The 23330-nt window shown below is 68.1% G+C and carries 29 protein-coding genes; 12 read left to right on the top strand and 17 right to left on the bottom strand.

Features of this window, described 5'->3' with window-relative positions; all coding sequences use genetic code 11:
- Window positions 1-61 precede the first annotated feature (61 nt).
- The 3 genes from EIK80_RS01170 to EIK80_RS01160 are packed head-to-tail and all read left to right on the top strand — an operon-like array spanning window position 62 to window position 2642.
- Window positions 62-1210, top strand: coding sequence for a homoserine O-acetyltransferase (locus EIK80_RS01170; protein WP_125155139.1), 1149 nt, complete (start codon window positions 62-64; stop codon window positions 1208-1210).
- The gene (metW, locus tag EIK80_RS01165; protein WP_125155138.1) at window positions 1207-1899 is read left to right on the top strand and encodes a methionine biosynthesis protein MetW; all 693 of its coding nucleotides are present in this window, start codon (window positions 1207-1209) and stop codon (window positions 1897-1899) included. Before EIK80_RS01170 ends, metW begins: the two co-directional genes overlap by 4 nt.
- Complete coding sequence (locus EIK80_RS01160) at window positions 1896-2642, top strand: endonuclease/exonuclease/phosphatase family protein (RefSeq protein WP_125155137.1); 747 nt, start codon at window positions 1896-1898, stop codon at window positions 2640-2642. Before metW ends, EIK80_RS01160 begins: the two co-directional genes overlap by 4 nt.
- Here the strand turns inward: EIK80_RS01160 and EIK80_RS01155 are convergent.
- From EIK80_RS01155 to EIK80_RS01145, 3 genes are all read right to left on the bottom strand, one after another.
- Window positions 2632-4143, bottom strand: coding sequence for a phospholipase D-like domain-containing protein (locus tag EIK80_RS01155; protein WP_125155136.1), 1512 nt, complete (start codon window positions 4141-4143; stop codon window positions 2632-2634). The genes EIK80_RS01160 and EIK80_RS01155 overlap by 11 nt on opposite strands.
- Before the next feature lie 177 nt (window positions 4144-4320).
- Complete coding sequence (locus EIK80_RS01150; protein WP_010918409.1) at window positions 4321-4665, bottom strand: P-II family nitrogen regulator; 345 nt, start codon at window positions 4663-4665, stop codon at window positions 4321-4323.
- Window positions 4666-4737: 72 nt separating this feature from the next.
- Window positions 4738-5544 carry a class I SAM-dependent methyltransferase gene (locus EIK80_RS01145; RefSeq protein ID WP_125155135.1) on the bottom strand — a complete coding sequence of 269 codons (807 nt, stop codon included), beginning with the start codon at window positions 5542-5544 and terminating at the stop codon, window positions 4738-4740.
- 71 nt (window positions 5545-5615) lie between these two features.
- On the opposite strand from EIK80_RS01145, the gene gloB reads away from it, so the two are divergent.
- The 3 genes from gloB to EIK80_RS01130 all read left to right on the top strand — a co-directional run bounded on the left by gloB (window position 5616) and on the right by EIK80_RS01130 (window position 7429).
- On the top strand, window positions 5616-6365 hold the full coding sequence (gene gloB, locus EIK80_RS01140; protein WP_125155134.1) for a hydroxyacylglutathione hydrolase: 750 nt from the start codon (window positions 5616-5618) through the stop codon (window positions 6363-6365).
- The gene (locus EIK80_RS01135) at window positions 6362-6844 is read left to right on the top strand and encodes a cupin domain-containing protein (protein WP_125155133.1); all 483 of its coding nucleotides are present in this window, start codon (window positions 6362-6364) and stop codon (window positions 6842-6844) included. Before gloB ends, EIK80_RS01135 begins: the two co-directional genes overlap by 4 nt.
- Window positions 6845-6988: 144 nt before the next feature.
- The gene (locus EIK80_RS01130) at window positions 6989-7429 is read left to right on the top strand and encodes a hypothetical protein (RefSeq protein ID WP_125155132.1); all 441 of its coding nucleotides are present in this window, start codon (window positions 6989-6991) and stop codon (window positions 7427-7429) included.
- A 112-nt stretch (window positions 7430-7541) separates the two neighbouring features.
- Here the strand turns inward: EIK80_RS01130 and EIK80_RS01125 are convergent, their stop codons facing one another.
- From EIK80_RS01125 to EIK80_RS01110, 4 genes are all read right to left on the bottom strand, one after another.
- Window positions 7542-8531 carry a LacI family DNA-binding transcriptional regulator gene (locus tag EIK80_RS01125; protein WP_233586393.1) on the bottom strand — a complete coding sequence of 330 codons (990 nt, stop codon included), beginning with the start codon at window positions 8529-8531 and terminating at the stop codon, window positions 7542-7544.
- A gap of 237 nt (window positions 8532-8768) precedes the next feature.
- The gene (locus tag EIK80_RS01120; protein WP_199743336.1) at window positions 8769-9551 is read right to left on the bottom strand and encodes a DUF4908 domain-containing protein; all 783 of its coding nucleotides are present in this window, start codon (window positions 9549-9551) and stop codon (window positions 8769-8771) included.
- Window positions 9552-9685: 134 nt separating this feature from the next.
- Window positions 9686-10408: a beta-ketoacyl-ACP reductase gene (locus EIK80_RS01115; RefSeq protein WP_125155130.1), complete on the bottom strand. Its 723-nt coding sequence runs from the start codon at window positions 10406-10408 to the stop codon at window positions 9686-9688.
- A gap of 122 nt (window positions 10409-10530) precedes the next feature.
- On the bottom strand, window positions 10531-11706 hold the full coding sequence (locus EIK80_RS01110) for an acetyl-CoA C-acetyltransferase (protein WP_125155129.1): 1176 nt from the start codon (window positions 11704-11706) through the stop codon (window positions 10531-10533).
- A 218-nt stretch (window positions 11707-11924) separates the two neighbouring features.
- Between EIK80_RS01110 and phaR the strand changes: the two genes are divergently transcribed.
- Together phaR and EIK80_RS01100 are read left to right on the top strand one after the other, a co-directional pair.
- On the top strand, window positions 11925-12590 hold the full coding sequence (phaR, locus tag EIK80_RS01105) for a polyhydroxyalkanoate synthesis repressor PhaR (protein WP_125155128.1): 666 nt from the start codon (window positions 11925-11927) through the stop codon (window positions 12588-12590).
- Between the two features lie 49 nt (window positions 12591-12639).
- Window positions 12640-12969, top strand: coding sequence for a hypothetical protein (locus EIK80_RS01100; RefSeq protein WP_125155127.1), 330 nt, complete (start codon window positions 12640-12642; stop codon window positions 12967-12969).
- Here the strand turns inward: EIK80_RS01100 and EIK80_RS01095 are convergent.
- Window positions 12966-13268: a helix-turn-helix domain-containing protein gene (locus tag EIK80_RS01095; RefSeq protein WP_125155126.1), complete on the bottom strand. Its 303-nt coding sequence runs from the start codon at window positions 13266-13268 to the stop codon at window positions 12966-12968. The two genes, EIK80_RS01100 and EIK80_RS01095, sit on opposite strands and share 4 nt — an antisense overlap.
- 73 nt (window positions 13269-13341) lie before the next feature.
- Between EIK80_RS01095 and EIK80_RS01090 the strand changes: the two genes are divergently transcribed.
- On the top strand, window positions 13342-13407 hold the full coding sequence (locus tag EIK80_RS01090; protein WP_125155815.1) for a hypothetical protein: 66 nt from the start codon (window positions 13342-13344) through the stop codon (window positions 13405-13407).
- Between the two features lie 57 nt (window positions 13408-13464).
- Here EIK80_RS01090 and EIK80_RS01085 read toward each other — a convergent pair whose 3' ends face one another.
- Complete coding sequence (locus EIK80_RS01085; RefSeq protein WP_125155125.1) at window positions 13465-14748, bottom strand: acetyl-CoA C-acyltransferase; 1284 nt, start codon at window positions 14746-14748, stop codon at window positions 13465-13467.
- Between the two features lie 115 nt (window positions 14749-14863).
- Between EIK80_RS01085 and hemF the strand changes: the two genes are divergently transcribed.
- Window positions 14864-15751 (top strand): oxygen-dependent coproporphyrinogen oxidase, encoded by an 888-nt coding sequence (hemF, locus tag EIK80_RS01080; protein ID WP_125155124.1) that lies wholly within the window; start codon window positions 14864-14866, stop codon window positions 15749-15751.
- 4 nt (window positions 15752-15755) lie between these two features.
- On the opposite strand, the gene EIK80_RS01075 is transcribed toward hemF, so the two are convergent.
- Window positions 15756-16412: an O-methyltransferase gene (locus tag EIK80_RS01075; RefSeq protein WP_125155123.1), complete on the bottom strand. Its 657-nt coding sequence runs from the start codon at window positions 16410-16412 to the stop codon at window positions 15756-15758.
- Between the two features lie 86 nt (window positions 16413-16498).
- On the opposite strand from EIK80_RS01075, the gene EIK80_RS01070 reads away from it, so the two are divergent.
- The gene (locus tag EIK80_RS01070; protein ID WP_125155122.1) at window positions 16499-17137 is read left to right on the top strand and encodes a TetR family transcriptional regulator; all 639 of its coding nucleotides are present in this window, start codon (window positions 16499-16501) and stop codon (window positions 17135-17137) included.
- Here the strand turns inward: EIK80_RS01070 and EIK80_RS01065 are convergent.
- The 7 genes from EIK80_RS01065 to EIK80_RS26310 all read right to left on the bottom strand — a co-directional run bounded on the left by EIK80_RS01065 (window position 17134) and on the right by EIK80_RS26310 (window position 21965).
- On the bottom strand, window positions 17134-17781 hold the full coding sequence (locus EIK80_RS01065) for an Isoquinoline 1-oxidoreductase subunit (RefSeq protein ID WP_125155121.1): 648 nt from the start codon (window positions 17779-17781) through the stop codon (window positions 17134-17136). The two genes, EIK80_RS01070 and EIK80_RS01065, sit on opposite strands and share 4 nt — an antisense overlap.
- Before the next feature lie 42 nt (window positions 17782-17823).
- Window positions 17824-18528 (bottom strand): type 1 glutamine amidotransferase, encoded by a 705-nt coding sequence (locus EIK80_RS01060; protein ID WP_125155120.1) that lies wholly within the window; start codon window positions 18526-18528, stop codon window positions 17824-17826.
- A gap of 23 nt (window positions 18529-18551) precedes the next feature.
- Window positions 18552-19772: a CCA tRNA nucleotidyltransferase gene (locus EIK80_RS01055; RefSeq protein WP_370450188.1), complete on the bottom strand. Its 1221-nt coding sequence runs from the start codon at window positions 19770-19772 to the stop codon at window positions 18552-18554.
- A gap of 230 nt (window positions 19773-20002) precedes the next feature.
- On the bottom strand, window positions 20003-20653 hold the full coding sequence (locus EIK80_RS01050) for a CoA pyrophosphatase (RefSeq protein WP_125155814.1): 651 nt from the start codon (window positions 20651-20653) through the stop codon (window positions 20003-20005).
- 11 nt (window positions 20654-20664) lie between these two features.
- Window positions 20665-21258 carry a DUF1285 domain-containing protein gene (locus tag EIK80_RS01045; RefSeq protein ID WP_125155118.1) on the bottom strand — a complete coding sequence of 198 codons (594 nt, stop codon included), beginning with the start codon at window positions 21256-21258 and terminating at the stop codon, window positions 20665-20667.
- Between the two features lie 49 nt (window positions 21259-21307).
- Window positions 21308-21856 carry a GNAT family N-acetyltransferase gene (locus tag EIK80_RS01040; protein ID WP_125155117.1) on the bottom strand — a complete coding sequence of 183 codons (549 nt, stop codon included), beginning with the start codon at window positions 21854-21856 and terminating at the stop codon, window positions 21308-21310.
- 64 nt (window positions 21857-21920) lie between these two features.
- Window positions 21921-21965, bottom strand: coding sequence for a hypothetical protein (locus tag EIK80_RS26310; protein ID WP_199743377.1), 45 nt, complete (start codon window positions 21963-21965; stop codon window positions 21921-21923).
- 96 nt (window positions 21966-22061) lie between these two features.
- On the opposite strand from EIK80_RS26310, the gene EIK80_RS01035 reads away from it, so the two are divergent.
- Complete coding sequence (locus EIK80_RS01035) at window positions 22062-23327, top strand: MFS transporter (RefSeq protein WP_125155116.1); 1266 nt, start codon at window positions 22062-22064, stop codon at window positions 23325-23327.
- Window positions 23328-23330 lie beyond the last annotated feature (3 nt).

The following is a 23330-nucleotide window of genomic DNA, read 5'->3' as shown; positions in this document are numbered from 1 at the left end:
CCCAGCCTTGTCAGGAAGCCGGCGGTTGACACCTTCTTCGCCAAGGGGTCCAAGGCGGACCATGGCTGCGCTCGATCTGGTTACACATGCCGGCGGGGGAACCTGGCGGTTTCCCGCGAACGAACCCCTGCGGCTCGATTCCGGGGCCATGCTCGAGGGCCTGGAGATCGGCTACCGGACCTATGGCGAACTCAACGCCGACAAGTCCAACGCCATCCTGATCTGCCACGCCCTGACCGGCGACCAGTACGTCGCCTCGCCGCACCCGACCACGGGCAAGCCCGGCTGGTGGCTGCGGATGATCGGCCCCGGCAAGCCGCTGGACCCCGAAAGGCACTTCATCATCTGCACGAACGTGATCGGCGGCTGCATGGGCTCGACGGGGCCGGCCTCGATCAACCCGGCCACCGGCAAGGTCTACGGCCTGGCGTTCCCGGTCATCACCATTCCCGACATGGTCCGCGCCCAGGCGATGCTGGTCAGCGCGCTGGGCATCGAGACCCTGTTCGCGGTGATCGGCGGCTCGATGGGCGGGATGCAAGCCCAGCAGTGGGCCGTGGACTATCCCGAGCGGGTATTCAGCGCCGTGGTGCTGGCCTCGGCCTCGCGTCACTCGGCCCAGAACATCGCGTTTCACGAAGTTGGCCGCCAGGCGATCATGGCCGATCCGGACTGGCGCGGCGGCGCCTATGCCGAGCATGGCGTGCAGCCCGGCAAGGGCCTGGCGGTGGCGCGGATGGCCGCGCACATCACCTATCTGTCCGAGCCCGCCCTTCAGCGGAAGTTCGGCCGCGAGCTGAAGCGCGACGGCCTGTCCTGGGGCTTCGACGCGGACTTCCAGGTGGAGAGCTATCTGCGTCACCAAGGCGCCAGCTTCGTCGACCGGTTCGACGCCAACAGCTATCTCTACATCACCCGGGCCACCGACTATTTCGATATAGCCGCCAGCCACGGCGGGGTGCTGGCCAAGGCCTTCACCCGCGCCCGCGACGTGCGGTTCTGCGTGCTCAGCTTCACCAGCGACTGGCTCTATCCCACCGCCGAGAGCCGCCATCTGGTCCGCGCCCTGACCGCCGCGGGGGCCCGCGCCGCCTTCGCCGAGATCGAGAGCGACAAGGGCCACGACGCCTTCCTGCTGGACGAGCCGGTGATGGACGCCGCGCTGGCGGGCTTCCTGAGTTCGGCCGAACGGGATCGGGGACTGATTTGACCTCAAATTCCCAGAATAAGGTCCGCGAGGACTTCCGAGAGATCCTGCGACTGGTGCGCCCCGGCTCGCGAGTGCTGGACGTCGGCTGCGGCGAAGGGGCGCTGCTGGATCTGCTGAGCCACGAAAAGCAGGTCGACGGCCGGGGCCTGGAGATCAGCGCCAGCGGCGTGGCCGCCTGCATGGCGCGCGGCCTGTCGGTGGTGCAGGGCGACGCCGACCTGGACCTCGACCACTTCCCTAACCGCTCGTTCGACTATGCGGTGCTGTCCCAGACCCTGCAGGCCACGCGCCATCCGCGTCACGTGCTGGACGAACTGCTGCGCATCGCCGACAGGGCCATCGTCTCTTTCCCCAACTTCGGCCACTGGCGGGTGCGCTGGTCGCTGCTGAGCCGAGGCCGGATGCCCGAGACCAAGGCCCTGCCGATGCCGTGGTGGTCGACGCCGAACATCCACCTCTGCACCCTGGCCGACTTCCTGGCCCTGACGGCCGAGCTCAACCTGCGCGTCGACGCCTGCGCCGCTTTCGCGGGCGCCGGTCCGGCCCGACCGATGAATCCGGCCAGCGCGCTCGAGAACTGGCGGGCCGAGACCTGCCTGTTCATGCTCAGCCGCAACGCCGCGACGACGCAAGGAAACCATCCTGGGGGGGAACTTCCGCCGGTCTCGGGCGATCTGTTCGACGGATGAAGACGCTTCGTCTCATGACCTACAACGTCCACCGCTGCGTGGGCACGGACCGCAAGCTCGATGTCGAGCGGGTGGCCGAAGTCATCGCGGCCGAAAAGCCCGATGTCGTCGCCCTGCAGGAACTGGACGTCCTTCGCGCCCGCACCAAGGGCGTCGACCAGGCCCACCGCCTCGCCGAACTGCTGAAGATGAGCTTCCACTTCCATCCGGCCATGGCCGTGGAGGAAGAGCTCTATGGCGACGCCATCCTGACCGCCCTTCCCGAGCGACGGGTCAAGGCCAGGAGCCTGCCGCTCTACAAGCGCGTGCCGGGCCTGGAGCCGCGCGGGGCCCTGTGGGTGGAGGTGGATGTCGGCGGGACCAAGGTCCAGATCATCAACACTCACCTGGGCCTGGTGCCACAAGAACAGAAGCGCCAGGCCGCCGCCCTGCTGGGTCCGGACTGGATGGGCGCGGACGAGTGGCTGGCCCCTGGCGTGGTGCTGGGCGACTTCAACGCCACGCCCTATTCGGCGACCTACCGGATGCTGCGAACCGCCCTGCGCGACGCCCAGGCGCCGACGCCAAGCTGGCCGCGACCGGCCACGGCGACCTTCCCGTCCAGCTTCCCGTTCATGCGCATCGATCACGTCTTCCTGACCAAGGGCCTGGAGACGCGCGGGGTCAATTCGCCGTTCAGCCCGTTGGCCCGCGTGGCCTCCGACCACCTGCCGCTCGTGGTCGAGCTGGAGGTCACGGCTTAAGCCGCTCCGGAGGCTCGGGCGGCGGCTGAGTAAGCCGGGCGATGTCGCGCTTCAGGCGCGTCCGGCGGCCCCAGGGTCGCCAGGCGTCGTCGGGCGCGATGGCGTCGCCCAGGCTCCAGTCGGCGATGAACTTCTGAACCCCGCTCAGGTGACGCGCCGGCACCGGCCGCAGCCGGCGTGGCGGGCCGCCCTTGACGTCCAGCGCGTTGATCGCCGCGCCCAGGCCGCCTTCGCGATCCATGGCCTCCAGGACATCGGCGGCCGGACGATCGATGAAGTGGCCGACCAGACGGCCCAGGAAGGCGCGCACCGTCTCGCGCTCGATCTCGCTCCTGGCCTCGAAGGCCAGGTCGCACTCGCTGTCGAGCCCGATCGAGCGGTTGTTCAGGTTGGCGCTGCCGATCCGCAGCATCCAGTCGTCCATGATCGCCACCTTGGAGTGGACGATGATCGGCGCCCCCTTGGGCGTATGGGCCGAGAAGGCCGAAAAACGCCCATGGATATCGACCTCGCGCAGGCGGTTGATGGCCGAGGTCCGCGCGCTGTCCATGGTCATCTGGTCGAAATAGCTGGGGCTGCGCGCTGGCCCGACCGTGACCACCTCGGGCCCATCGGGCTCGGCCAGCCGTTCGGCCAGGGCTTCGACGATGATCGGCGAGGTCAGGTACTGGTTCTCCAGATAGATCAGCCGCTTCGCGCGCTGGATCGCCGAGAGATGCAGCAGAAGGCACTCGATGATCTCCGGGCGCTGCTGCCACGCGGCCGACGTGCGGGCCACGGCGACCGGCAGGCGGCGCAGATCGGGCAACAGGCCGTCGGGCCAGGGCGTCTCATCGGGGCGGTCGGGGCGGTCGACCGGATCGCCGCCCGAGGCCTTCCAGCGATCGACGAACAGGTCGGCCATCGCCTCGCCCGCCCGGCCGTCGACCAGGATCGAGACCTCGTGCCGGGCGGGATAGTGTCGCCCGGTCGGCAGTCGGCGCAGGGGATTGTTGTCCAGGTGACGAGTGTCGTCCCAGCGGTCGACGCCGATGTCGCCGCCGCTGACCAGCGCGGTCACGCCGTCGACGATCACCGCCTTCTGGTGATGGCAGGCGCTGGCCGGCAAGGTGGCGTCCAGCCGGTACTTGACGCGGGATCCCGCGAAGAAGGCCGCGCCGCGATGCGGACCGAACAGCTGCGAGGCGGCGATCGGAAGCGGCATGTCCCAGGTCAGCACCCGCACGTCGAGCGCGGGATTGAGCGCCGCCTGCCGCCGCAGAATCAGGCCGATGCGGTCGGCGTGGCTGGGATCACGGCTTTTCCTGACGCGGTCGGGATCCAGGCGCGTCAAGGGGTCGAACACCCAAGCCAGGATCCAGATCGACTTCCTGGCGGACAGGATCAACGGCTTCAGCGCGTCGAACGCCTCGTCGTTGTCGATGAACAGGGCCACGCGATCGGCGGGCTCGACCCGCCAGCAGTTGTATCCCGGTTGGAAGACTGAAGACCGTGGATCCATGTGCCCCTTGAGCGTGGCAGCCGAAGTGTGAGCGGTTTCGGCGCCTGCCACGCTCGGAATGTTCACCCCCCGTCAGGTTCTGAACGACCTGGCGGGTGGACGCCGTGAGCTTCGACAACGCGCGGGGCCGGTTATGGCTCCGCTTGTTCACGACTTCACGACGTCGCGGCGAATCGGTCAGCCGGCGATGGCCGCCGCGTCGCGTTCGCCGGTGCGGATGCGCAGGGCTTGTTCCAGGTCCATGACGAAGACCTTGCCGTCGCCGATCTTGCCGGTGTTGGCGGTGCGCTGCAGGGCTTCGATGACGGGCTCGAGCACGTCGGTCGGCACGGCGATCTCCAGCTTGACCTTCGGCAGCAGCTTCACCTCGTATTCGGCGCCGCGATAGACCTCGGTCTTGCCCTTCTGGCGGCCGTAGCCGCGCACCTCGGTGACGGTCAAACCCGACGCGCCCGCCTCGGTGACCGCTTCAAGCACCGCATCCAGGCGGCTCGGCTTAATCACGGCGACGATCATCTTCATGGCGGTGTTCCCGAGAGCGAACGGTTGTCAGGACCACAAGCTAGGCGTCCGCGCGCTTCGCTCCAAGTAAGATCAGACGTCCCGACCGCTCGGCGCCTGAGGAACGGGCGCCTGATGAGCGGGAACGGACCTCCCGCCTTCGTGCCGCGCCGGAGTCGGTCCGGCCGGACTGGGCAGCAGGACGCCGGGCGCGAACACCCGGGCGCGGGCGCGATGGCCGCGGGGCTTGACCGCGAAAGTCTGCTTGATGGCCTCCATCAGGATCACCCCGGCGAAGCGCGGCCACAGTCGCGCGCCGACCTGCTCGAAGCCCTCGGCCCACGACGCCATGGCCCCGACCGGCGGCACATAGAGCGCCCGCGTCCAGCCGGCCGGCTCCAGGTCCGCTTCCCGAATCAGCGACTCCAGCTGGCTGCGGCTGTAGGGGCGGCCGTGGCCGAACGGCGTGGTCTCGGCCCCCGTCCAGACGCCATCGCGCGACGACACCGCCACGATCAGACGGCCCGTCGGCGCCATGACGCGGCCGATCTCGGCCAGCAGGGCGGCCGGGTCGTCAGCCTCTTCCAGCGCGTGGACAGCCAAGACGCGATCGAACATGGCGTTGGGCAGGGGCAAGGCGGTCTCTTCGACCAGGCAGGCCTGGTTGCGACCGCCGTGCGGCCAGACCTCGACCCCCTGTTGAGCGGGCATGGCGGCCACCACCCGGCGGGCGTTGCCCCGGGCGGCGTCCAGGAAGGGGGTGGCGTAGCCGACGCCCAGCACGTCGAGATCCCGCGTATTGCCCCAGGCCTCTTCCACCTTGCGGGTCAGCATGGTCCGCGCCGCGCGGCCCAGCGGGGCGGCGTAGAAGGCTCTCAGGTCCAGCACGTCGCGGCGCATTGAGTCTCCCGAGCGTCGAGGCCATCCTTGTAGGCGCGCCCGCGTCGGCGCGATAGAGCAAGCGCCCCGTGATGCCCCTGACAGTTCATCAGTTCCCCTGCCTGTCCGACAACTACGGCTTCCTCGCGCGCGACGAGGCGACCGGCAAGGTCGCGACCATCGACACGCCGGACGCCGACGCCATCCTCGCCGAGCTCGACACGCTGGGCTGGAGTCTCGACCTGATCCTCAACACCCACTGGCACCCCGACCACGCCGGCGGCAACGCGGCGCTGAAGAAGGCGACCGGCGCGATGATCGCCGGCCCGGCCGAGGTGACCCGCATCGCGCCGCTGGACCGCGTGCTGCGCGGCGGCGACGTCGCGCCGCTGGGCGAGACCCGGTTCGAGGTCATCGACAGCGGCGGCCACACCCTGGGCCACATCGCCTATCACGACGCCGCCGACGGCATCGCCTTCGTCGGCGACACCCTGTTCGCCCTGGGCTGCGGCCGCCTGTTCGAGGGCACGCCCGAGCAGATGTGGGCGTCGCTATCCCGCGTCACCGCCCTGCCCGACGACACCACCGTCTACTGCGCCCACGAATACACCGCCTCGAACGCGCGGTTCGCGCTGTCGGTCGACGACGACCCCGCCCTCAAGGCCCGCGCCGACGCGGTGTTCGCCGCCCGTGAGCGCGGCGAACCGACCGTGCCCACCACCATCGGCGCCGAGAAGGCGACCAACCCGTTCCTGCGCGCGCCCCTGCTGCGGCCGAGCGCGCCCACCCCCGCCCAGGCCTTCGCCAAGATCCGGGCCGCCAAGGACAGCTTCAAGGGATGAGTGACAGCGTGATCGACCCAAACATTTCGGAGCGGGCTATCGCCGGCGACCTAGGCGCCAAGGAAATCATCCGCATGCTGGACATGCAGCCCCATCCCGAGGGCGGCTGGTACAAGCGGACCTTCGAAGACGAACCCGGTCCCGACGGCCGCGCCCATTCCACCTGCATCTACTACCTGCTCGAGGCCGAACAGATGTCGGCCTGGCACCGTGTCGACGCCGTCGAGACCTGGCACTGGTACGCCGGCGCGCCGATCTCGATCACCCTGTCGCCGCCCGACGGCCGGGGCGCCGCGGCCCATGTCCTGGGTCCGGACCTGCGCGCCGGCTGCCGGCCGCAGGTGGTCGTGCCGATGCTGTGGTGGCAGACCGCGGTCAGCCTGGGCGCTTGGACCCTGGTCGGCTGCACTGTCGCCCCGGGCTTCCGTTTCGAGGGCTTCGAGCTGGCGCCCCCCGACTGGAAGCCCTCGAAAACCTGAGCCCTCCATGCCTGCGACAACCGGTCGCGGATGCTCAGATAGGGTACCCATAGTGGGCAACTTGGTCGCATGGCGTCGTTCATCGAGCCATGCAATCCTTTTCACGTCGCGTCGCAACGTCGACCCTGGGGAACCGAGTAACCTATGTCCGATGAGTACATCAACGCTCGCGCGGCGACCCGCTACGCGACGGACTACATTCTGCGCTGGGTCGAGATCGCTAACGAAGTCCATGGTTCGGACCTCCTCTACGCCCTCGTTTTCACGACCCTTTGGGCGGGCAATTGCTCGCACATCCGAGGTGGCCTCTATGCCGAGGTCGACGACATTCCCCCGGACCACGAGCGTCGCCCCCTGACCGTGCGCCAGGTGGCCGACTCGCTGGCCCTGCCCTACGAGACCGTGCGCCGCCGCTTCGTCGAGATGCTGGAAAAGGGCATGGCCCAGCGCGTCGGCCGCGAGGGCTTCATCGTCCCGCAATCGGCCCTGTCCAAGCCCGAGGTCGTTCAGGGCCTGCGCCGTTCGCACCAGAGCCTGGCCCGCTTCCTCAAGGAACTGAAGTCGATCGGCGTCGAAGCGGCCTAGAAACGGCCCCAGCGAACGCCGGAGCGCGGATGCCCGGCGCCGCTGCTTGTCCAGCGGTCGCCGCCGGCGCGGGCCTTCGATCTCGTGAAGGATCCCGATCGGCAAAACGCCGCTAAACGCTTGAGCCGCGCACCACCAGTTCGACCGGCGACAGGGTCCCGGGCGCATCCTCGCCGGCCATGCGGCGGAACAGCAGGTCGACCATCGCCCGGGCCCCGAACGCGAGATCCTGTCGGATCGTGGTCAAGGGCGGATTGCCGTAACGGGCCAGGACGATGTCGTCGAAACCGACCACCCCCACGTCGCCAGGCACGCTCTTGCCGGCCGCATTCAGGGCGCTGATCGCCGCCAGGGCGATGACGTCCGAGAAGGCGAAGGCGGCGTCGAACGACGCGCCTGTCGCCAAGAAGGCCGCGATCGCTTCCTGAGCCTCTTCCATCATGTAGGGCGCGGGCACGACCAGACTCGGGTCGAAAGGAAGGCCCGCCTCCGCCAAGCCCTGCTTGTAGCCCTCGAAACGCTGAGCGGCCTCGGGCGCGTGGACCGCGCCGAGGAAGGCGATGCGCTTACGGCCGGTGGCGGCCAGGTGCGCGACGGCCAGTCGACCGCCCTGAACGTTGTCGCTGCCCACCGCGCAATAGCGCTGGCCCGGCAGTTGGGCGCCCCAGACCACCATAGGCCTGTAGGTGTCGGCGACGACGTTCAGCGCCTCATGCTGGGTGCTCTGGCCGATCAGAACCAGGCCATCGGCGCGATGCGACTGGATGATGCGGTCCAGCCAGCCCGGTTCGGTCACGACCACCTTGTTGAGCAGGACGGAGTAGTCGCGGCGCGTAATCTCGTCGGCCAGCCTCCCGAACATCTCGAGGAAGAACGGGTCGGAGATCAGCTGCCCCGCCTCGTGGGCCAGCGGAATGATGACGCCGATGGTGTCGGTCTTGCGCAGGCGCAGGGACCGCGCCGACTGGTTGACGACATAGCCGTGGGTCTGGGCGATCTCGACGATCTGGTCGCGCAGCGTCTTGGGGATCAATGGATTGCCCGCCAGAGCGCGCGACACCGTCGAGATCGACACGCCCGCCATGCGGGCGATGTCGGCCATCTTCAGCCGCCCACGTTCAGGAAACTCGGCGAGGTCGGAGCTTTCCATGACCAGACAATAGAACCTTGCGGATGCACGAAAAGCCTCGCTGGCGTCGCACTAGCGGGGTTGATCCCGCGCGGCGGCGCCATCGAAGCCGTGTGCCATCAAGCTAGACCATTCGGGTAAATGGTCGCTGAGGACTTATGGTTACGCTTGAAGAACGATGTTCGCTAGAACTCAATGACCCGAGGTCGATCAGCGGTTCATGACCTTGATGATCCGCTTGGACGATGGCCGGCCGGCCAGGCCCTGGTCCGGCGAATAGGTGATGGTCAGCGCCCCGTCCTTCAGCGCCGCTGACGGTTTGCGGCCCTCGGCCAGCAGGACGCGGAAGACCTTGGCGATGATCGAGCGGTCACCCTTGCGAGCCATGCGCTCGAAGGCCTCGGCCACGACGGTGGCGGAGTCGGCGGCCAGGACCGAGGTCTCGGGCCGCACGTCCTCGACGGTCGAGAACTCGATATCACGCTGGGCCGCGCGGCTGGCGCGGGCCGTGGCGATGCGGACGCGCTGGACGAACACGTTGAACGACATGATCGCCGGCGGCTGGATCGACGAGGCGCGGCCCGACAGGGCGGCCGCCGCGCCCATCGGGGCGTCGTCGGTGAACAGGATGATGCCGCCCAGCTTGGTCACCCGCAGCACGGGCTCGCCAAGATCGTTGCGGTAGATGGTGTCGCCGCGCGAGGCTGGCTGGGCCGACAGCACCCAGACCTCGGCGCTGTTGTCGAACTTCATCAGCGGCTGGGGCGCGGCCTGGTCGAAGATGAAGGCGCCGCCGCTTTCGGAGACATAGCGCCCCACCGGCGGGGCGGCGACGCGGCGGGCCTCGGCCGGTCCCTTATGACCAAGCAAGGCGTCCCGCAGCGAATGCGGAAGCTGCTGGGCGTTCGCGGACGCCGTCATGACCATCAGAGCCGCGATCGCCAGGGACGCACGGGCCCCGAGGTCAGCCAACTCCGCCTTACAGAATTTCATGCGATCCGTACTGCCCGCCGACTGGGGCGAATCTTGGACGCGTTAACGTCCATTCCCCGAAGCCGGCGGCATGAGGCCCAACCGCAACAGTCGGCGTCAAGCCTTGGACTTCGGGGAACCAGGATCAGCCCGCGTCAGGCCATGTATTGGCCGCCGTTGAGGCTCAGCGTGGCGCCGGTGACGAAGCCGGCGCGTTCGCCCGACAGGAACGAGACCATGTCGGCGATCTCCTCGCCCTTGCCCAGGCGACCCACGGGGATGCCGGCGATGATCTGGGCCAGCACGTTCTCGGGCACGGCCGCCACCATCTCGGTGTCGATATAGCCGGGGCAGATCACGTTGACCGTCACGCCCTTCTTGGCGTTCTCGAGCGCCAGCGCCTTGGTGAAGCCGATCAGGCCGGCCTTGGCGGCCGAATAGTTGGTCTGGCCCATCTGGCCCTTCTGGCCGTTGATCGAGCTGATATTGACGATGCGGCCCCAGCCGCGGTCGCGCATGCCTTCGATCACCGGACGGGTCATGTTGAAGGCCGAGTCCATGTTGACCCGTATCACCTCGGACCACTGCTCGTAGGTCATCTTGTGCAGCATGCCGTCGCGGGTGATGCCGGCGTTGTTGACGAGGATGTCGATGGGGCCGAGCTCGGCCTCGACCTTTTTCACGGCGGCGGCGCAGTCGTCGAACGAGCCGACATTGCCCTTCACCACCATCACGCCCAGCGCCTTGGCGCAGGCCGCGGCCGCCTCCTCGTTGCCGGAATAGCCCGCCGCCACCTTGTGGCCGTCGGCGATCAATCGTTCGCAGATCGCCCGGCCGATTCCGCGGGTGCCGCCGGTCACGAAAGCCACTCTCGTCATCTGATCTCTCCCGAACGCAGTTTTCTTATGGTTCACGTGATCCGCGCGCCCCAGCAAGGCTGAAAGCGCGCGGCCACGGTTAAGGTTGCGCGAAGGTTTTTAGTCAGCCGCCGCGTGTGCCCCTAGACGGCCTCGACGCACATGGCCACGCCCATGCCGCCGCCGATGCAGAGGGTGGCCAGACCCTTCTTGGCGCCCGAGCGCTTCATCTCGTGCAGCAGGGTGGTCAGGATCCGCGCGCCCGAGGCGCCGATCGGGTGGCCGATGGCGATGGCGCCGCCGTTGACATTGACCTTGGCCGGGTCGAGGCCCAGTTCGCGGACCACGCACAGCGATTGGGCGGCGAAGGCTTCGTTGCTTTCCACCAGATCGAGGTCTGCGACGGTCCAGCCGGCCTTTTCCAGCGCCTTTTTCGAGGCCGGGATCGGCCCCGTGCCCATGATCTCGGGCTCGACGCCGGCATTGGCCCAGGAGGCGATCCGGGCCAGCGGCTTGAGGCCGCGCTTGGCGGCTTCGTCGGCGGTCATCAGCACGAGGGCGGCGGCGCCGTCATTGAGGCCCGAGGCGTTGGCCGCGGTGACCGAGCCTTCCTTGTTGAACACGGGCTTCAAGCCCTGGACGCTTTCCAGGGTCGCGCCGTGGCGAATGAACTCGTCCTTGTCGACGATGGTGTCGCCCTTGCGGCCCTTGATGGTGACCGGAACGATCTCGGCGTCGAACTTGCCGGCCTTCTGGGCGGCCTCGGCCTTGTTCTGGCTGGCGACCGCGAAGACGTCCTGGTCCTGGCGGGTGATCTGCCAGCGGTTGGCGATGTTCTCGGCCGTCTGGCCCATGTGATAGCCGTGGAAGGCGTCCCACAGGCCGTCCTTGATCATGGTGTCGACGAACGACAGGTCGCCCATCTTCTGGCCGCCGCGCAGGTTCTGAGCGTGTGGGGCCTGGCTCATGCTCTCCTGGCCGCCGGCCACGACGATCTTGGCGTCGCCAGCCGCGATCTGCTGGGCCGCCAGGGCCACGGCGCGCAGGCCCGAGCCGCACAGCTGGTTCAGACTCCAGGCCGGGCTCTCGACCGGAATCCCGGCATTGACCGAGGCCTGGCGGGCGGGGCCCTGGCCGGCGGCGGCCTGCAGCACCTGGCCGAGGATCACCTCGTCGACATCGGCGGGGGTGATGCCGGCGCGCTCGACGGCGGCCTGGATCGCGACCTTGCCCAGGTCCGAGGCGGGCAGGCTGGACAGCGCCCCGTTGAACGAACCGACCGGCGTACGCGCGGCGGAGACGATGACGATGTCGCTCATGGATAGGCTCCCGTGACGTTCTGACGTGACGCCTTCGCGGTTGCGGCGCCCGTGCTTTTGCGATGCAGCATCCAACATGCACATCGCGACGGCGTTCGTCACGGCCACAATTTCACGGCTTGGCGACAGCTCCAAGTCATCTGACCACTGGCGCCGCGCCTTTGCATTAGCGATAGTGCGGTGCGAGAAGCGGACCAACCGCTACCCTAGGGAACGAAATGTCCGAGAACCCTGAAAAAGGCGAAACGGCCGCCAACACCGAAAAGGCGGGCGCCGAGAAGGCGGCGGGTCAGCGCGTCATCATCAAGAAGTACGCCAACCGTCGTCTCTACAATACCGCCTCGTCGTCCTACGTGACCCTCGAACACCTGTCGGACATGGTGAAGGAGGGCGTCGACTTCGTGGTCTATGACGCCAAGACCAATGACGACATCACCCGCTCGGTCCTGACCCAGATCATCTTCGAGGAAGAGAACCGCGGCGGCGGCCAGAACCTGCTGCCCATCCAGTTCCTGCGTCAGCTGATCGGCTTCTACGGCAACTCGATGCAGGCCTTCCTGCCGTCGTACCTGGAGATGTCGCTGGAAAGCTTCTCCAAGCAGCAGGAACGCATGCGCGGACAGTTCGCGGGGCTGGCCCCCGGCAAGATCCCCGGCATGGGCGTCTATGAAGAACAGATCCGCCAGAACATGGCTCTGTTCGACCGGGCCATGAAGATGTTCTCGCCGTTCGCCTATGTGCGCCCAGAAGACGGCGGCGCGGCGCCCGCGGAGCCTCAGCCGACACCCCCGCCCGCTCCCGCCGGCGACGACTCCCTCGCGGACCTGAAGCGCCAGATGGAGGCGATGCAGGAGCAGTTGGCCAAACTGGCGAACAAGTCTTAACCAAGACGCTCCAGCCGTTCTTAACCGTCCGGCTTCTAGGCTCTTCACCATGAGCGGCCCGATCGATCCTCTTCGACGCCCTGGTCCCGCGCGCCGCGCCTTGCCGGCGCCGCGCGATGGCGAGCGTCCGGAGGCCGAAGAAGAGGTCGTGTTCGTCGTGGAGGAAGACGCCCCCCCACCGCGTCAGGAACCCCCGCCGCGCCGGGGAGGCTTCGCCGCCTTCGCCGCGCACGTCATGGGCCAGTCCGGACAGAAACGCGGCCTGCGTGGTGGGCAGGAAGTGCTCGATACGGCCAGATCGACCTATCTCGGGACGGAATATTCCGGTCCGGCCGATCGCCGTCCCCCAACGGGCCTGCTGAAGAAGACCAAGATCTAGCCTTTCAGGCGCGCCAGCTCGGCCTCGAGCGCGGCGACCCGCGCCTCCAGCGCCGCGAGGCGCTGGGCGTCGCTGGCCGGTGGCGGCCGCACGCCGGCGCGGGACGCGGCCTCCGCCGGCGAAACGCCCAAAAGCTCGGCGAAGACAGACACTTCCCGCATCGACAACTCGCGCTGATCCTTGAAGGCCAGCGCCAGATCGGCCTCGGTCATACCGGCCGCGGCGGCCAGGATCGTACGGGAAAGACCGCGCTCGGCGAGACGGTCGTCGTACCAGGCGGCGTCGAAGAACAGAGCCATCAGCGGGAACCGTGGGGTTGGCGCCCGTCTTGCTTATGCGTTGGCGAGTTCATCGCCCACGGGTTTTCGCATGCTGTCCGTCGCCATCCGCATCTTCGACGTCGCCGTCGTGGCCCTGATCTTCACGGCCCTGACCTAGGCTTTTCGTTGACGCGCGACGGGCGCCAAAACCGGCGTCCACTTTTGGCTGTCGCGCTTACGCGCTCTCCAGCAGCATCATCGTGCCCTGACCACCGTCGGCGCAGATGCTGACGATCGCGCGCTCGCCCTTCGGACGGGCGGCCAGCTCCTTCACCGCCTGGCTGAGAATCCGCGCTCCGGTCGCCCCGAACGGGTGACCCAGCGCCAGCGAGCCGCCGAACGGGTTCATGCGATCGCGCGGGAACGCGCCCATCGGCGCAGTGACGCCGGCCTTGTCGCTGAGAAACTTGGCGCTTTCCCACGCCGCGATGTGCGACAGCACCTGGGCGGCGAAGGCCTCGTGGATCTCCCACAGCCCGACATCGGCATAGGTCATGCCGTTGCGGGCCAGCATGCGCGGCACGCCATAGGCGGGGGCCATCAGCAGGCCCTCGTGCCGCAAGTCTATCGACGTGACCTCGTGATCGACGATCTTCACCTTCGGGGTCTCTGACGGCAGGCGGGCCATGCCGGCCTCGGAGCCGACCCAGATCGCCGCGGCCCCGTCGGTCAGGGGCGAGGAGTTGCCGGCCGTCAGCGTGCCCTTGCCGCTGGTCTTGTCGAAGGCCGGCCCCAACTTGGCCAGCTTCTCCAGCGTCGAGTCCTTGCGCGGGATGGTGTCGCGCTTGGCGCCGCCGATCGGGATGACCAGGTCGTCGAAGAAACCTTCCTCCCAGCCCTTCACCGCGCCCTGGTGGCTGGCGAAGGCGATAGCGTCCTGGTCGGCGCGCGACAGGCCCCATTCCTTGGCGGTGATCTCGGTGTGCTCGCCCATCGACAGGCCCGTGACCCGGTTGGCGACCTTGGGGATGAACAGCTTCACGTCCTTCAGGTTCAGCGCGCCCAGGGCCTGGAGACGCTGGCCGCCGGTCTTGGCGCCCTGGAACTTGCGGATCCAATCCGAGAGGGCGACCGAAAGGCCGATCTGCACCCGGCTCATGCTCTCGACGCCGCCGACCAAGGCGAGATCTCGACCGCGCCCGTCGATCATGCCGGCCGCCTCGATCGCGCCGATCATGCTGGTCGAGCAGGCCATGATCGTGGAGAAGGCCGGAATGGTCGGGTCGGCCCCGGCGTCCAGCAAGACCTCTCGCGCCAGGTTGCTCCAGGTCAGGTTCGGAATGACCGTGCCCCAGACCGCGAAATCAGGCCGCGCCCCTTTCGCCAGCATCGCCTTCACGACTGGCACGGAAAGCTCGATCGCGTCGTAGGACGCCAGCGGCCCGTCGACCTTGGCGAACGGGGTGCGGACGCCCGAGGCGATCCAGACATCGGCCGAGGACTTGGCGGCGGCGGGCATGGGCGAACTCCGGAAGGCGCTGAGACCTTGATCTATATGGGGCCGCCGCGCCGTTCTTGTCGAATATCGCCATGACCGATTTGCGCGGCGGCGCGCGGCGGCTTAATCGGACGACATGAGCACCGACCAAGATCTCGAAATTCTGGCCCTCGACGACAAGAAGGTCAGGGCCCGCGCCTGGTTCGAAAGCCTGCGCGACCAGATCTGCGAGCAATTCGAACGCCTGGAGGACGAGGCGCCCGCCGATCTCTACCCAGGCGCGCCCGGCCGCTTCGAGAAGAAGCCCTGGAACCGGGAGGCCGGCGGCGGCGGCGTCATGGGCATGATGCACGGCCGCCTGTTCGAGAAGGTCGGCGTCCACGTCTCGACGGTGCACGGGACCTTCACGCCCGAGATGGCGAAGAACATGCCGGGCGCGGCCGAGGACCCGCGGTTCTTCGCCACCGGCATCAGCCTGATCGCGCACATGACCAATCCACGCGTGCCGGCCGTGCACATGAACACCCGCTTCATCGCCACGACCAAGAGCTGGTTCGGCGGCGGCGGGGATCTCACCCCCCTGCTCGGCTATCAGCGCCAGCAGGACTTCCCGGACGCCATCGACTTCCACGCCGCCTACCAGCGGGCCTGCGACAAGCACGATCCGGACTGGTACGCCAAGTACAAGGCCTGGTGCGACGAGTACTTCTTCCTGCCCCACCGTAACGAACCGCGCGGTATCGGCGGCATCTTCTACGATCACCACGACAGCGGCGACTGGCAGCGGGACTTCGCCTTCACTCAAGATGTCGGCCGGGCGTTCCTGGAGATCTATCCGACCCTGGTCCGCCGCCGGATGGGCGAGGCCTGGAGCGCCGACGAGCGCGAACAGCAGCTGGTCCAGCGCGGCCGCTATGTCGAGTTCAATCTGCTCTACGACCGCGGCACGATGTTCGGGCTCAAGACCGGCGGCAATGTCGAGTCGATCCTCAGCTCGATGCCGCCAGCCGTGAAATGGCCTTAAGAGCCTAGAGCCGCATCGACAGCTCGACATCCTCGCCGAACGGCACGGACAGGTAGCCAGCCTCGGTCGACCGCACGCGCGCCAGATAGTCCGGCGCGTAGTCGGCGTTGTCGGCTATGATCAACGCGCCCGGCCGCAGGCGGCTTTCCAGCAGACCGAGGATGTCCGGATAGAGCGCCTTGGCGCCGTCCAGCAGGACGAGGTCGATCGTCTCCGGCAGGTCGACGGCCAGGGTCTGCAGCGCATCGCCCAGGCGGATCTCGACCAGGTCCAGCAGGCCGCCGGCCACCAGGTGCTCTTGCGCGCGCTCGGCCTTGAAGGCCTCGAACTCGGTGGTGATCAGCCGACCGCCACCCCCGTGCCCCCAATTGTCGCGCAGGGCCGCGGCCAGGTGCAGGGTCGAGACGCCAAACGAGGTCCCGAATTCGACGATCGTCTTCGCGCCGATCGATCGCGCCAGCATGTAGAGCAGCGCGCCCGTCTCCCGCGACACCGCCAGCGGGAATTCCTTCAGGGCGCCGTAGAGCTCGAGATATTCGGTCTTGCTGCGCATCAACCGCTCGCGCTCTGCGGCGGGCACGCCGGAGAAGACGGGGCGCGCCGTGTCGCTCAAATCGAACAGACGGCCCAGTAGCGGCCCAAGCTTGTTCAGGGTGTTCATGGAGGTCTCCCAAAGCGCGGTGTTGCGCCGACCTCAGAAATGCGACTAATTCGTCAGGTTTCCTAGTCGCGTTGCTGGACGCCCCGATGCCCGATCACCCAAGCCCCCGGATTTCCTCGCGAAAGCAGCCCAAGCAGGCCCGATCGACCGAGTTGGTGGCGGCGATCCTGGAGGCGGCTGTTCAGGTTCTGACCAAGGAGGGCGCGGCGCGTTTCACCACCGCTCGGGTCGCCGACAAGGCCGGGGTCAGCGTCGGTTCGGTCTACCAGTATTTCCCGAACAAGGCGGCGATCCTGTTCCGGCTGCAGAGCGACGAATGGCGCCAGACCACCGACCTGCTGCGCGCCATCCTGGAGGATAGCGCCAGGCCGCCGCTGGAGCGCCTGCGCGCCCTGGTCCATGCCTTCGTTCGGTCGGAGTGCGAGGAGGCGACAATGCGCACGGCGCTGAACGACGCCGCGCCCCTCTATCGCGACGCGCCCGAGGCCCAGGAAGCGCGGGTGTCGGGAACCGACACCATCCGCGACTTCATGCGCGAGGCGCTGCCGGACGCCGCAGAGGCGATCCGTGTCCAGGCCGGCGACCTGATCACCCTGACGCTGAAGGAGGTCGCCAAGGCCTTCTCGGAGGCACCCCGGACGGACGCCGAGATCACGGCCCATGCCGACGCCATGGCCGACATGTTCGCCGCCTATCTGGCTAGCCTGGATTCAAGACGGCCCTAGGCGGGCTTGGGGCACTTGGCGCCGGTGTCTATCCACGCCTTGATCAGCTCGCCGAACTGCGCCTGCGTGCCGGGGGCCGGGATCCGTCCGGCGCCCGGGTTCCAGGCCCAGCCGACCAGGTGATCCTGCGCCATGTGATGATGCAGCTCGGCCATGGACTTGCCGCCGTTGGTCGAGGGATTCTTGATCTGGGCGCAGATCTGGCCCAGCGACTTGCCCTGCCAGGCCATCTCGGCGGGGGCCAGGGCCCATTTCGGATCACCGGGGATGCTCTTGATGTCCGCGCCCCAGGTCGGGACGTTGGCCGCCGTATGGCACGAGAAGCACGGCATGCCCGCTGGCCCATGGCCGCTGTCGCCAGCGACCATGGGCGGATCGTGCGGATGCAGGTTGTCGCCCTGCGTCGGGGCGCGCTGGACGGGGTGACAGTTCAGGCAGCGCGGGCTCTGGATCACCTTGCCCGCCTCCTGGAACAGGGCGACCGACCGCGCGGCCGGGTCCTTGATCGACTGGAAGCTGGCGGCGGACTTCAGCGCGACGGGCGCCGGGGTCGACTTGGCTTCGGGCGCGGCCTGGACGCTGGCGACGACCGCGCCGGCTGCGGCCAGGGTTCCGGCCAGGATCACGACAGTAGCGATACGCATGGACGGACCTCCCGGATTTCACCGCGGGAGGAACGCGCCTGCTTAGCCTTGGGTTTCCTGCTTCAGGAAACCAATGATCCATTCGGCCATGCGCGTCTGGTCGTTGTCGGCGCCCAGGCTGGCGATGGCCGCGTCGGCCTGCTCGTCGGTGAAACGCGTGCCACGCCGCGCCTCGATCAGCGCCGTGGCGTAGGCCGGCGAGAATTCGGGATGGAACTGCATCGAGATCGCCCGTGCGTCGTCATAGGCCAGGATGCCGTACGGCGTGAACGCGCTGCCGGCCAGCACCCGCGCGCCGGGCGGCAGGGCCGTCACCTGGTCCTGGTGCGAGCCGGGCACGGCCACGTGGCGGACATCGTCCATCCACGGCGCGCGGTCCGAGACCTCGTAGGCCTGCAGGCCCACGCCCCAGCCCTTGTCTGACTTCTCGGCCTTGCCGCCGAACGCCTCGGCCATGATCTGGTGACCGAAGCACACGCCGACCATCGGCTGCTCGCCCTTGGCCTCGCGCAGAAAGGCCTTCAGCGGCTCGATCCACGGCAGCGGGTCATAGACCCCGACCGCCGAGCCGGTGATGACATAGGCGTCGTTCTCGGCCGGATCGGCGGGCAGCTCGCCTTTCTGGACGTCGTAGACGCGGTAGCTGTGCTCGGGACCCAGCAGCGCCTCGAACATCGCCGAATAACTGCCATGGGTCTCCGCGAGGTCGCCCGGCGGATTGCCGGTCTCGAGCAGGCCGATCTTCAAGACACCCCTCCGAACCTTGGACGCTAATAGACCATACCTTGCGCGACCGCCTTCAGTCGCTCGATAGCGCTGAACTTATCCTCGATGAAGTCCTGGTCGATCCACCAGATCTCGATCTCGCGCATCACCTCGCCGACCATCGGCCCCTTGGGCACGCCCGCCTGCATGATCTCGTCGCCCGACAGCGGGAAGGCCGGCGGGCTCCAGGTCTCCGCCAGGGCCAGCAGGGCCCGCCATTGAGGAGCGGTGGAGTCGCGGCCCGATCCGGCCCAGGCCAGCTTGATCCGGTCGCTGAAGGCGCGCACGCCCAGGCCGTAGACGGCGCGCCGCGCTTCACGCGGGCTCATCCACGAGACGACGCGCGGACTCTTGCCTACAGCGTCGACGATCCGATCACGGACATTGTTGGGCAGGCGCAGACGCTCGGCCAGGTCGGCGGCCTGCTTGGGATCGTCCGGGATCAGGGCCGCCAGGCGCAGGTCCGGGTCGTTCTCGAACAACTGCTCGGTCTCAATGGCGACCAGGGCCTCGAAGCGGGCCAGAGACTTCACCTGCGGCAGGATCGAGGACAGCACGCTGGTCGCCGCCATCAGGCGCAGGGCCGGACGCGGGTCGTCCGCGGCCAGCATCTTCATCAGTTCCTTCTGAGTGCGCTCGGCGGCGCGGCCTGAGACCATGCCCTTCAGCGCCTTGCAGGCCGCCAGGGCCTTCTGGTCGGCCTCCCCCTTGCCGTACCAGGCCTGGAACCGGAAGAAGCGCAGGATGCGCAGATAGTCCTCGCGGATGCGGGTCATCGGATCGCCGACGAACACCACCCGGCCCTCGTGGGCGTCCTTGATCCCCTCGCCCGTCGGGTCGTAGAGCCGCCCTTCCAGGTCCGCGTAAAGGGCGTTGAAGCGGAAATCGCGACGCTCGGCGTCCTGACCCCAGTCCTGGGTGAAGGCCACCACCGCCCGGCGGCCGTCAGTCGAGACGTCCTTGCGCAAGGTGGTGATCTCATAGGGCCGGCCGCCCGACAACGCCGTGATCGTGCCATGGTCGACGCCGGTCGGAATGGCGCGCAGGCCGGCCTGCTCCAGGGCGTCGATGATCAGGTCCGGCGTCAGGGTGGTGGCGATGTCGATGTCGTCTATGGGCTTGCCCATCACCGCGTTGCGCACGCACCCGCCGACGAAGCGCGCGCAGCCCGGATAGCCGCGCGCCTCCAGGGCGGCGAAGACCGCCCTTGTTTCAGGTAGCGCCATCCACGGCTGAACATCGATCGTTTCAGTGCTCAACGCCTGTCTCCCCACAGCACGCGCTTCGCCCCTTGAATGGGGCGACATTGTTAGGCCAGGAGACCCTGGCTTCGCCAGAGCCTGTCCGTTTCGGACCGCACAAATCCGAAACGGATAAACAGGCTCTGTTCAAACATTGGAGCGCGATAACCGCCGAAACCGTTCACACTTTCGGCTATCGCGCTCTGCGAAACACCCTATTCGGAGGGTGCCCGTCCGCTTTCGTCGTAAAGCGCCTCGTACAACGACCGGAGCATGCCGGCCGTCGCGCCCCATATGAACCGGTCGTTCCAGGGCATGGCATAGAAATGACGCCGCGCCCCGTCCGGCGCCTCACGCGACTGCCGCTGATGGTTGATCGGGTCCATCAGGAAGGCGAACGGCGTCTCGAAGACGTCGGCCACCTCCTCGGGACTGGCGACGAAGGTCGCCTTCGGGTCGATGAAGCCCACCACCGGCGTCACGTGAAAGCCGGTCACGGTCTGGTAGCCATGCAGCAAGCCCGCCACGGTCACGAGCGCCGGGTCGAGGTTCACCTCTTCCTGGGCCTCGCGCAGGGCCGTCTGCCAGGGCGTCTCGCCCGGATCGCAGCGACCGCCGGGAAAGGCGATCTGGCCGGTGTGGCTGCGCAGGGTGTCGGAGCGGCGGGTCAGCAGGACCGTCAGCCCGTCCTCGTGCTCGATCAGTCCCACCAGCACGGCGGCCGGACGCAGGGCGTGCGGATTGTCGACCTTGAGGCCGGGGTTGAGGTCGTAGTCGGACTTCTTCGGATTGGCGAGGCTGGGGTCGTAGTCCGAGATCGGATGCAGGCGGCTGGTGATCCAGGCGCGGCGTTCTTCCCGCGTCATGTCCGGGTGCGTCATGCCGCGACGGCTCCCGGCGGCGCGATCGGGAAGAACGCGCCGTTCGAGCCGACGCCCCAGACGCCATCCTGTTCGCGCGCCATCTCGGCCAATTCGTAGAACACCGGCCGGGCGATCAGCGCTTCAAGGCCGCGCCGGACGTGGACATAGGGACGCGGCTCGCCGCTGTCCGGATCGATCTCGACGCGGATGGCATTGTCCGGCCCCGCCTCGACCGTGTCGCCGACATTGGTCTGGAAGACCAGCGCATCGCGCCCATCGTCCTTTTGGATGCGGTCGACGCGGGTGGCGATGAACGGCGCGTCCTCGACCGTGATCCTCATCTTCTCGACGGGCGTGACCAGGTGATAGCCGTCCGGATCGAGTCGCAGCACGGTCGAGAACAGCCGCACCAAGGCCTCCCGGCCGATCGGCGAGCCCTCGTGGAACCAGACCCCGTCCTTACGAATGCGGATGTCGATCTCGCCGCAGTGCTCAGGATGCCATAGATGAACCGGCGGCAGGCCGCGCCCGCCGGCGCCCCCGCCTTGCGCGATCTGGGCGGCCTGGGCGACGCCGTCCAGCCCGGTCTTGGGAGATGCGTCGGTCATCACGGATCAGTTAGGCCCATAGGCCATCGCACTCAAGCAAGAGTGGCGCTCAAGCGCGCGGATCGATCGCGACCAGGCCCGCAAGCCCTTCGTCCCCGGCTTCCCTAAGCGGCAGCAGCAGCACGCGGCGCTGATCCACCGGGCCGGGCATGACGACGCCGGCCGTATGGGCGTTGGTGAAGCCGACCCGGCCGAAATAGGGACCGTCGCCGACCAGCAGCACCGCGCGCCAGCCGGCCGCGCGGGCGGCCTCCACGGCGCGCTCGACCAGGGCCTGGCCCAGGCCCGCGCTGCGCTCATCGGGATCCACCGCCAGCGGCCCCAGGAAGGCGACCGGCTCGCCGCCGATCGTCACCGGCCACATGCGGCAGCAGCCGACCGGCTTGTCGTCGCGCAGGGCCACGAACGAGCAGTCGGCCAGCAGGGTGTTGCCCTCGCGCAAGCGCTCGGACGACTTGGCGAAGCGGCCGGGGCCGAACACCCGGTCGATCAGGCGCGTGACCGCCGCCTCCATCTCCGGGGTCTCGTTGACCAGGGGCGGATAGGCGGGCGCGGGCGGAACGGTCTTTTGAACGTCTAACTTGGAAAGAGAGGTCATCGGCCTTCGGGAAATGCGAAAGAGCGTCGGGGGCTCCCGACGCGAAGGCGCGACCGGGAGGGCGTCAGATCGTGGCGCGTTCGCGCGTCATTCGTCGCAGGCGTCGCATCGCCTAAACCTCCAAAAGATGCGCGCGCTGTAGGGCCAAGCCTTTCTCAGGTCAATAACGTTGCGGTGCGCGAAGCGCGGCCTATGTTGCGGGCCGATGTCCGACCTCGCCTCCCCCGCGCCCCCTGTTCCCGACACCTCTACCCGCGCCCTGTTGCGGGAGCGTGACTTCCTCCTCTTCTGGGTGGCGCGTTTCGTCTCCACCCTGGGGGTGCAGGTCCAGTCGGTGGCCCTTGGCTGGCAGGTCTACGCCATCGCCCGCCTGACCCACTCGGTGGGCGAGTCGGCCTTCATGGTCAGCATGATCGGCCTGGCCCAGTTCGTGCCGCTGTTTCTGCTGACCCTCGTGGCCGGCGAGACGGCCGACCGACGGACCCGCAAGTTGATCGTCGCTCTCACCCTGTGCCTGGACGCGATCAGCGCCAGCATATTGCTGGTCCTGGCGCTGATGGGCTCGCACGCGTTGTGGCCGATCTTCGCCGTCTCCGTGATGTTCGGGGCCAGCCGCGCGTTCCTCTCGCCCGCCAGCAGCGCCATGGGCCCGATGCTGGTGCCGCGCCCGCTCTTGCCGCGCGCCATCGCCTGGAACTCGCTGTCCTGGCAGAGCGGCTCGATCATTGGCCCCGCGCTGGGCGGCCTGCTGTTGATCCACTCGCCGGCCCTGGCCTTCGGGGCCTCGCTGGGCCTCTACCTGGCCGCCGCCCTGCTGGCCCTGGCGATCCGCAAGAACACCAGGCCGGAGACGCAGCCCGGCTCGCGCGTCGAGCTGATCAAGGAGGGTCTGTCCTACGTCTGGAACAACAAGATCGTCTTCGGCTCGATCTCGCTGGACCTGTTCGCGGTGATCCTGGGCGGGGCCACGGCCCTGCTGCCGGTGTTCGCCAAGGACGTGCTGCACATCGGCCCTGGCGGCTTCGGCCTGTTGCGCGCGGCCCCGGCCATCGGCGCCTCGCTCGTCGGGATCTACCTGGCCAGCAACCCGATCCGCCGCAACGCCGGCAAGATCATGTTCACCGGCGTGGCCGTGTTCGGCCTGGCGACGGCGGTGTTCGGCCTCTCCAAGCTGGAATGGCTCTCGGTCGGGGCCCTGGCCGTGCTGGGCGGGGCCGACATGCTTTCGGTCTATGTCCGTCAGACCCTGGTCCAGATCGTCACCCCTGACGCCATGCGCGGCCGCGTCGCCGCCGTCTCGGGCGTGTTCATCAGCGCCTCCAACGAACTGGGCGAGGTCGAGAGCGGGGCCATGGCCTGGCTGCTGGGTCCCATCGGCGCGGCGGTGTTCGGCGGTGTCGGGGCCATGGCGGTGACGGCCCTCTGGGCCTTTCTGTTCCCCGACCTGCGCAAGGCCGACCGCCTGGAATAGACT

The sequence above is a fragment of the Caulobacter sp. 602-1 genome, assembly GCF_003931565.1.
Classification (GTDB): Bacteria; Pseudomonadota; Alphaproteobacteria; order Caulobacterales; family Caulobacteraceae; genus Caulobacter.
This window is presented reverse-complemented; position numbering and strand designations above follow the sequence as displayed.

Coding starts and splice junctions, on each gene's coding strand:
- EIK80_RS01155 (WP_125155136.1), bottom strand. CDS start 4,143: ATGGATCCACGGTCTTCAGTCTTCCAACCGGGATACAACTGCTGGCGG.
- gloB (WP_125155134.1), top strand. CDS start 5,616: ATGCCCCTGACAGTTCATCAGTTCCCCTGCCTGTCCGACAACTACGGC.
- EIK80_RS01045 (WP_125155118.1), bottom strand. CDS start 21,258: ATGACCGACGCATCTCCCAAGACCGGGCTGGACGGCGTCGCCCAGGCC.
- EIK80_RS01055 (WP_370450188.1), bottom strand. CDS start 19,772: ATGGCGCTACCTGAAACAAGGGCGGTCTTCGCCGCCCTGGAGGCGCGC.
- EIK80_RS01075 (WP_125155123.1), bottom strand. CDS start 16,412: ATGAACACCCTGAACAAGCTTGGGCCGCTACTGGGCCGTCTGTTCGAT.
- EIK80_RS01035 (WP_125155116.1), top strand. CDS start 22,062: ATGTCCGACCTCGCCTCCCCCGCGCCCCCTGTTCCCGACACCTCTACC.
- EIK80_RS01085 (WP_125155125.1), bottom strand. CDS start 14,748: ATGCCCGCCGCCGCCAAGTCCTCGGCCGATGTCTGGATCGCCTCGGGC.
- EIK80_RS01040 (WP_125155117.1), bottom strand. CDS start 21,856: ATGACCTCTCTTTCCAAGTTAGACGTTCAAAAGACCGTTCCGCCCGCG.
- EIK80_RS01160 (WP_125155137.1), top strand. CDS start 1,896: ATGAAGACGCTTCGTCTCATGACCTACAACGTCCACCGCTGCGTGGGC.
- EIK80_RS01100 (WP_125155127.1), top strand. CDS start 12,640: ATGAGCGGCCCGATCGATCCTCTTCGACGCCCTGGTCCCGCGCGCCGC.
- hemF (WP_125155124.1), top strand. CDS start 14,864: ATGAGCACCGACCAAGATCTCGAAATTCTGGCCCTCGACGACAAGAAG.
- EIK80_RS01110 (WP_125155129.1), bottom strand. CDS start 11,706: ATGAGCGACATCGTCATCGTCTCCGCCGCGCGTACGCCGGTCGGTTCG.
- EIK80_RS01130 (WP_125155132.1), top strand. CDS start 6,989: ATGTCCGATGAGTACATCAACGCTCGCGCGGCGACCCGCTACGCGACG.
- EIK80_RS01150 (WP_010918409.1), bottom strand. CDS start 4,665: ATGAAGATGATCGTCGCCGTGATTAAGCCGAGCCGCCTGGATGCGGTG.
- EIK80_RS01170 (WP_125155139.1), top strand. CDS start 62: ATGGCTGCGCTCGATCTGGTTACACATGCCGGCGGGGGAACCTGGCGG.
- EIK80_RS01115 (WP_125155130.1), bottom strand. CDS start 10,408: ATGACGAGAGTGGCTTTCGTGACCGGCGGCACCCGCGGAATCGGCCGG.
- EIK80_RS01050 (WP_125155814.1), bottom strand. CDS start 20,653: ATGACGCGGGAAGAACGCCGCGCCTGGATCACCAGCCGCCTGCATCCG.
- EIK80_RS01120 (WP_199743336.1), bottom strand. CDS start 9,551: ATGAAATTCTGTAAGGCGGAGTTGGCTGACCTCGGGGCCCGTGCGTCC.
- EIK80_RS01070 (WP_125155122.1), top strand. CDS start 16,499: ATGCCCGATCACCCAAGCCCCCGGATTTCCTCGCGAAAGCAGCCCAAG.
- EIK80_RS01125 (WP_233586393.1), bottom strand. CDS start 8,531: ATGGCCGACATCGCCCGCATGGCGGGCGTGTCGATCTCGACGGTGTCG.
- EIK80_RS01065 (WP_125155121.1), bottom strand. CDS start 17,781: ATGCGTATCGCTACTGTCGTGATCCTGGCCGGAACCCTGGCCGCAGCC.
- EIK80_RS01135 (WP_125155133.1), top strand. CDS start 6,362: ATGAGTGACAGCGTGATCGACCCAAACATTTCGGAGCGGGCTATCGCC.
- phaR (WP_125155128.1), top strand. CDS start 11,925: ATGTCCGAGAACCCTGAAAAAGGCGAAACGGCCGCCAACACCGAAAAG.
- EIK80_RS01145 (WP_125155135.1), bottom strand. CDS start 5,544: ATGCGCCGCGACGTGCTGGACCTGAGAGCCTTCTACGCCGCCCCGCTG.
- EIK80_RS01095 (WP_125155126.1), bottom strand. CDS start 13,268: ATGGCTCTGTTCTTCGACGCCGCCTGGTACGACGACCGTCTCGCCGAG.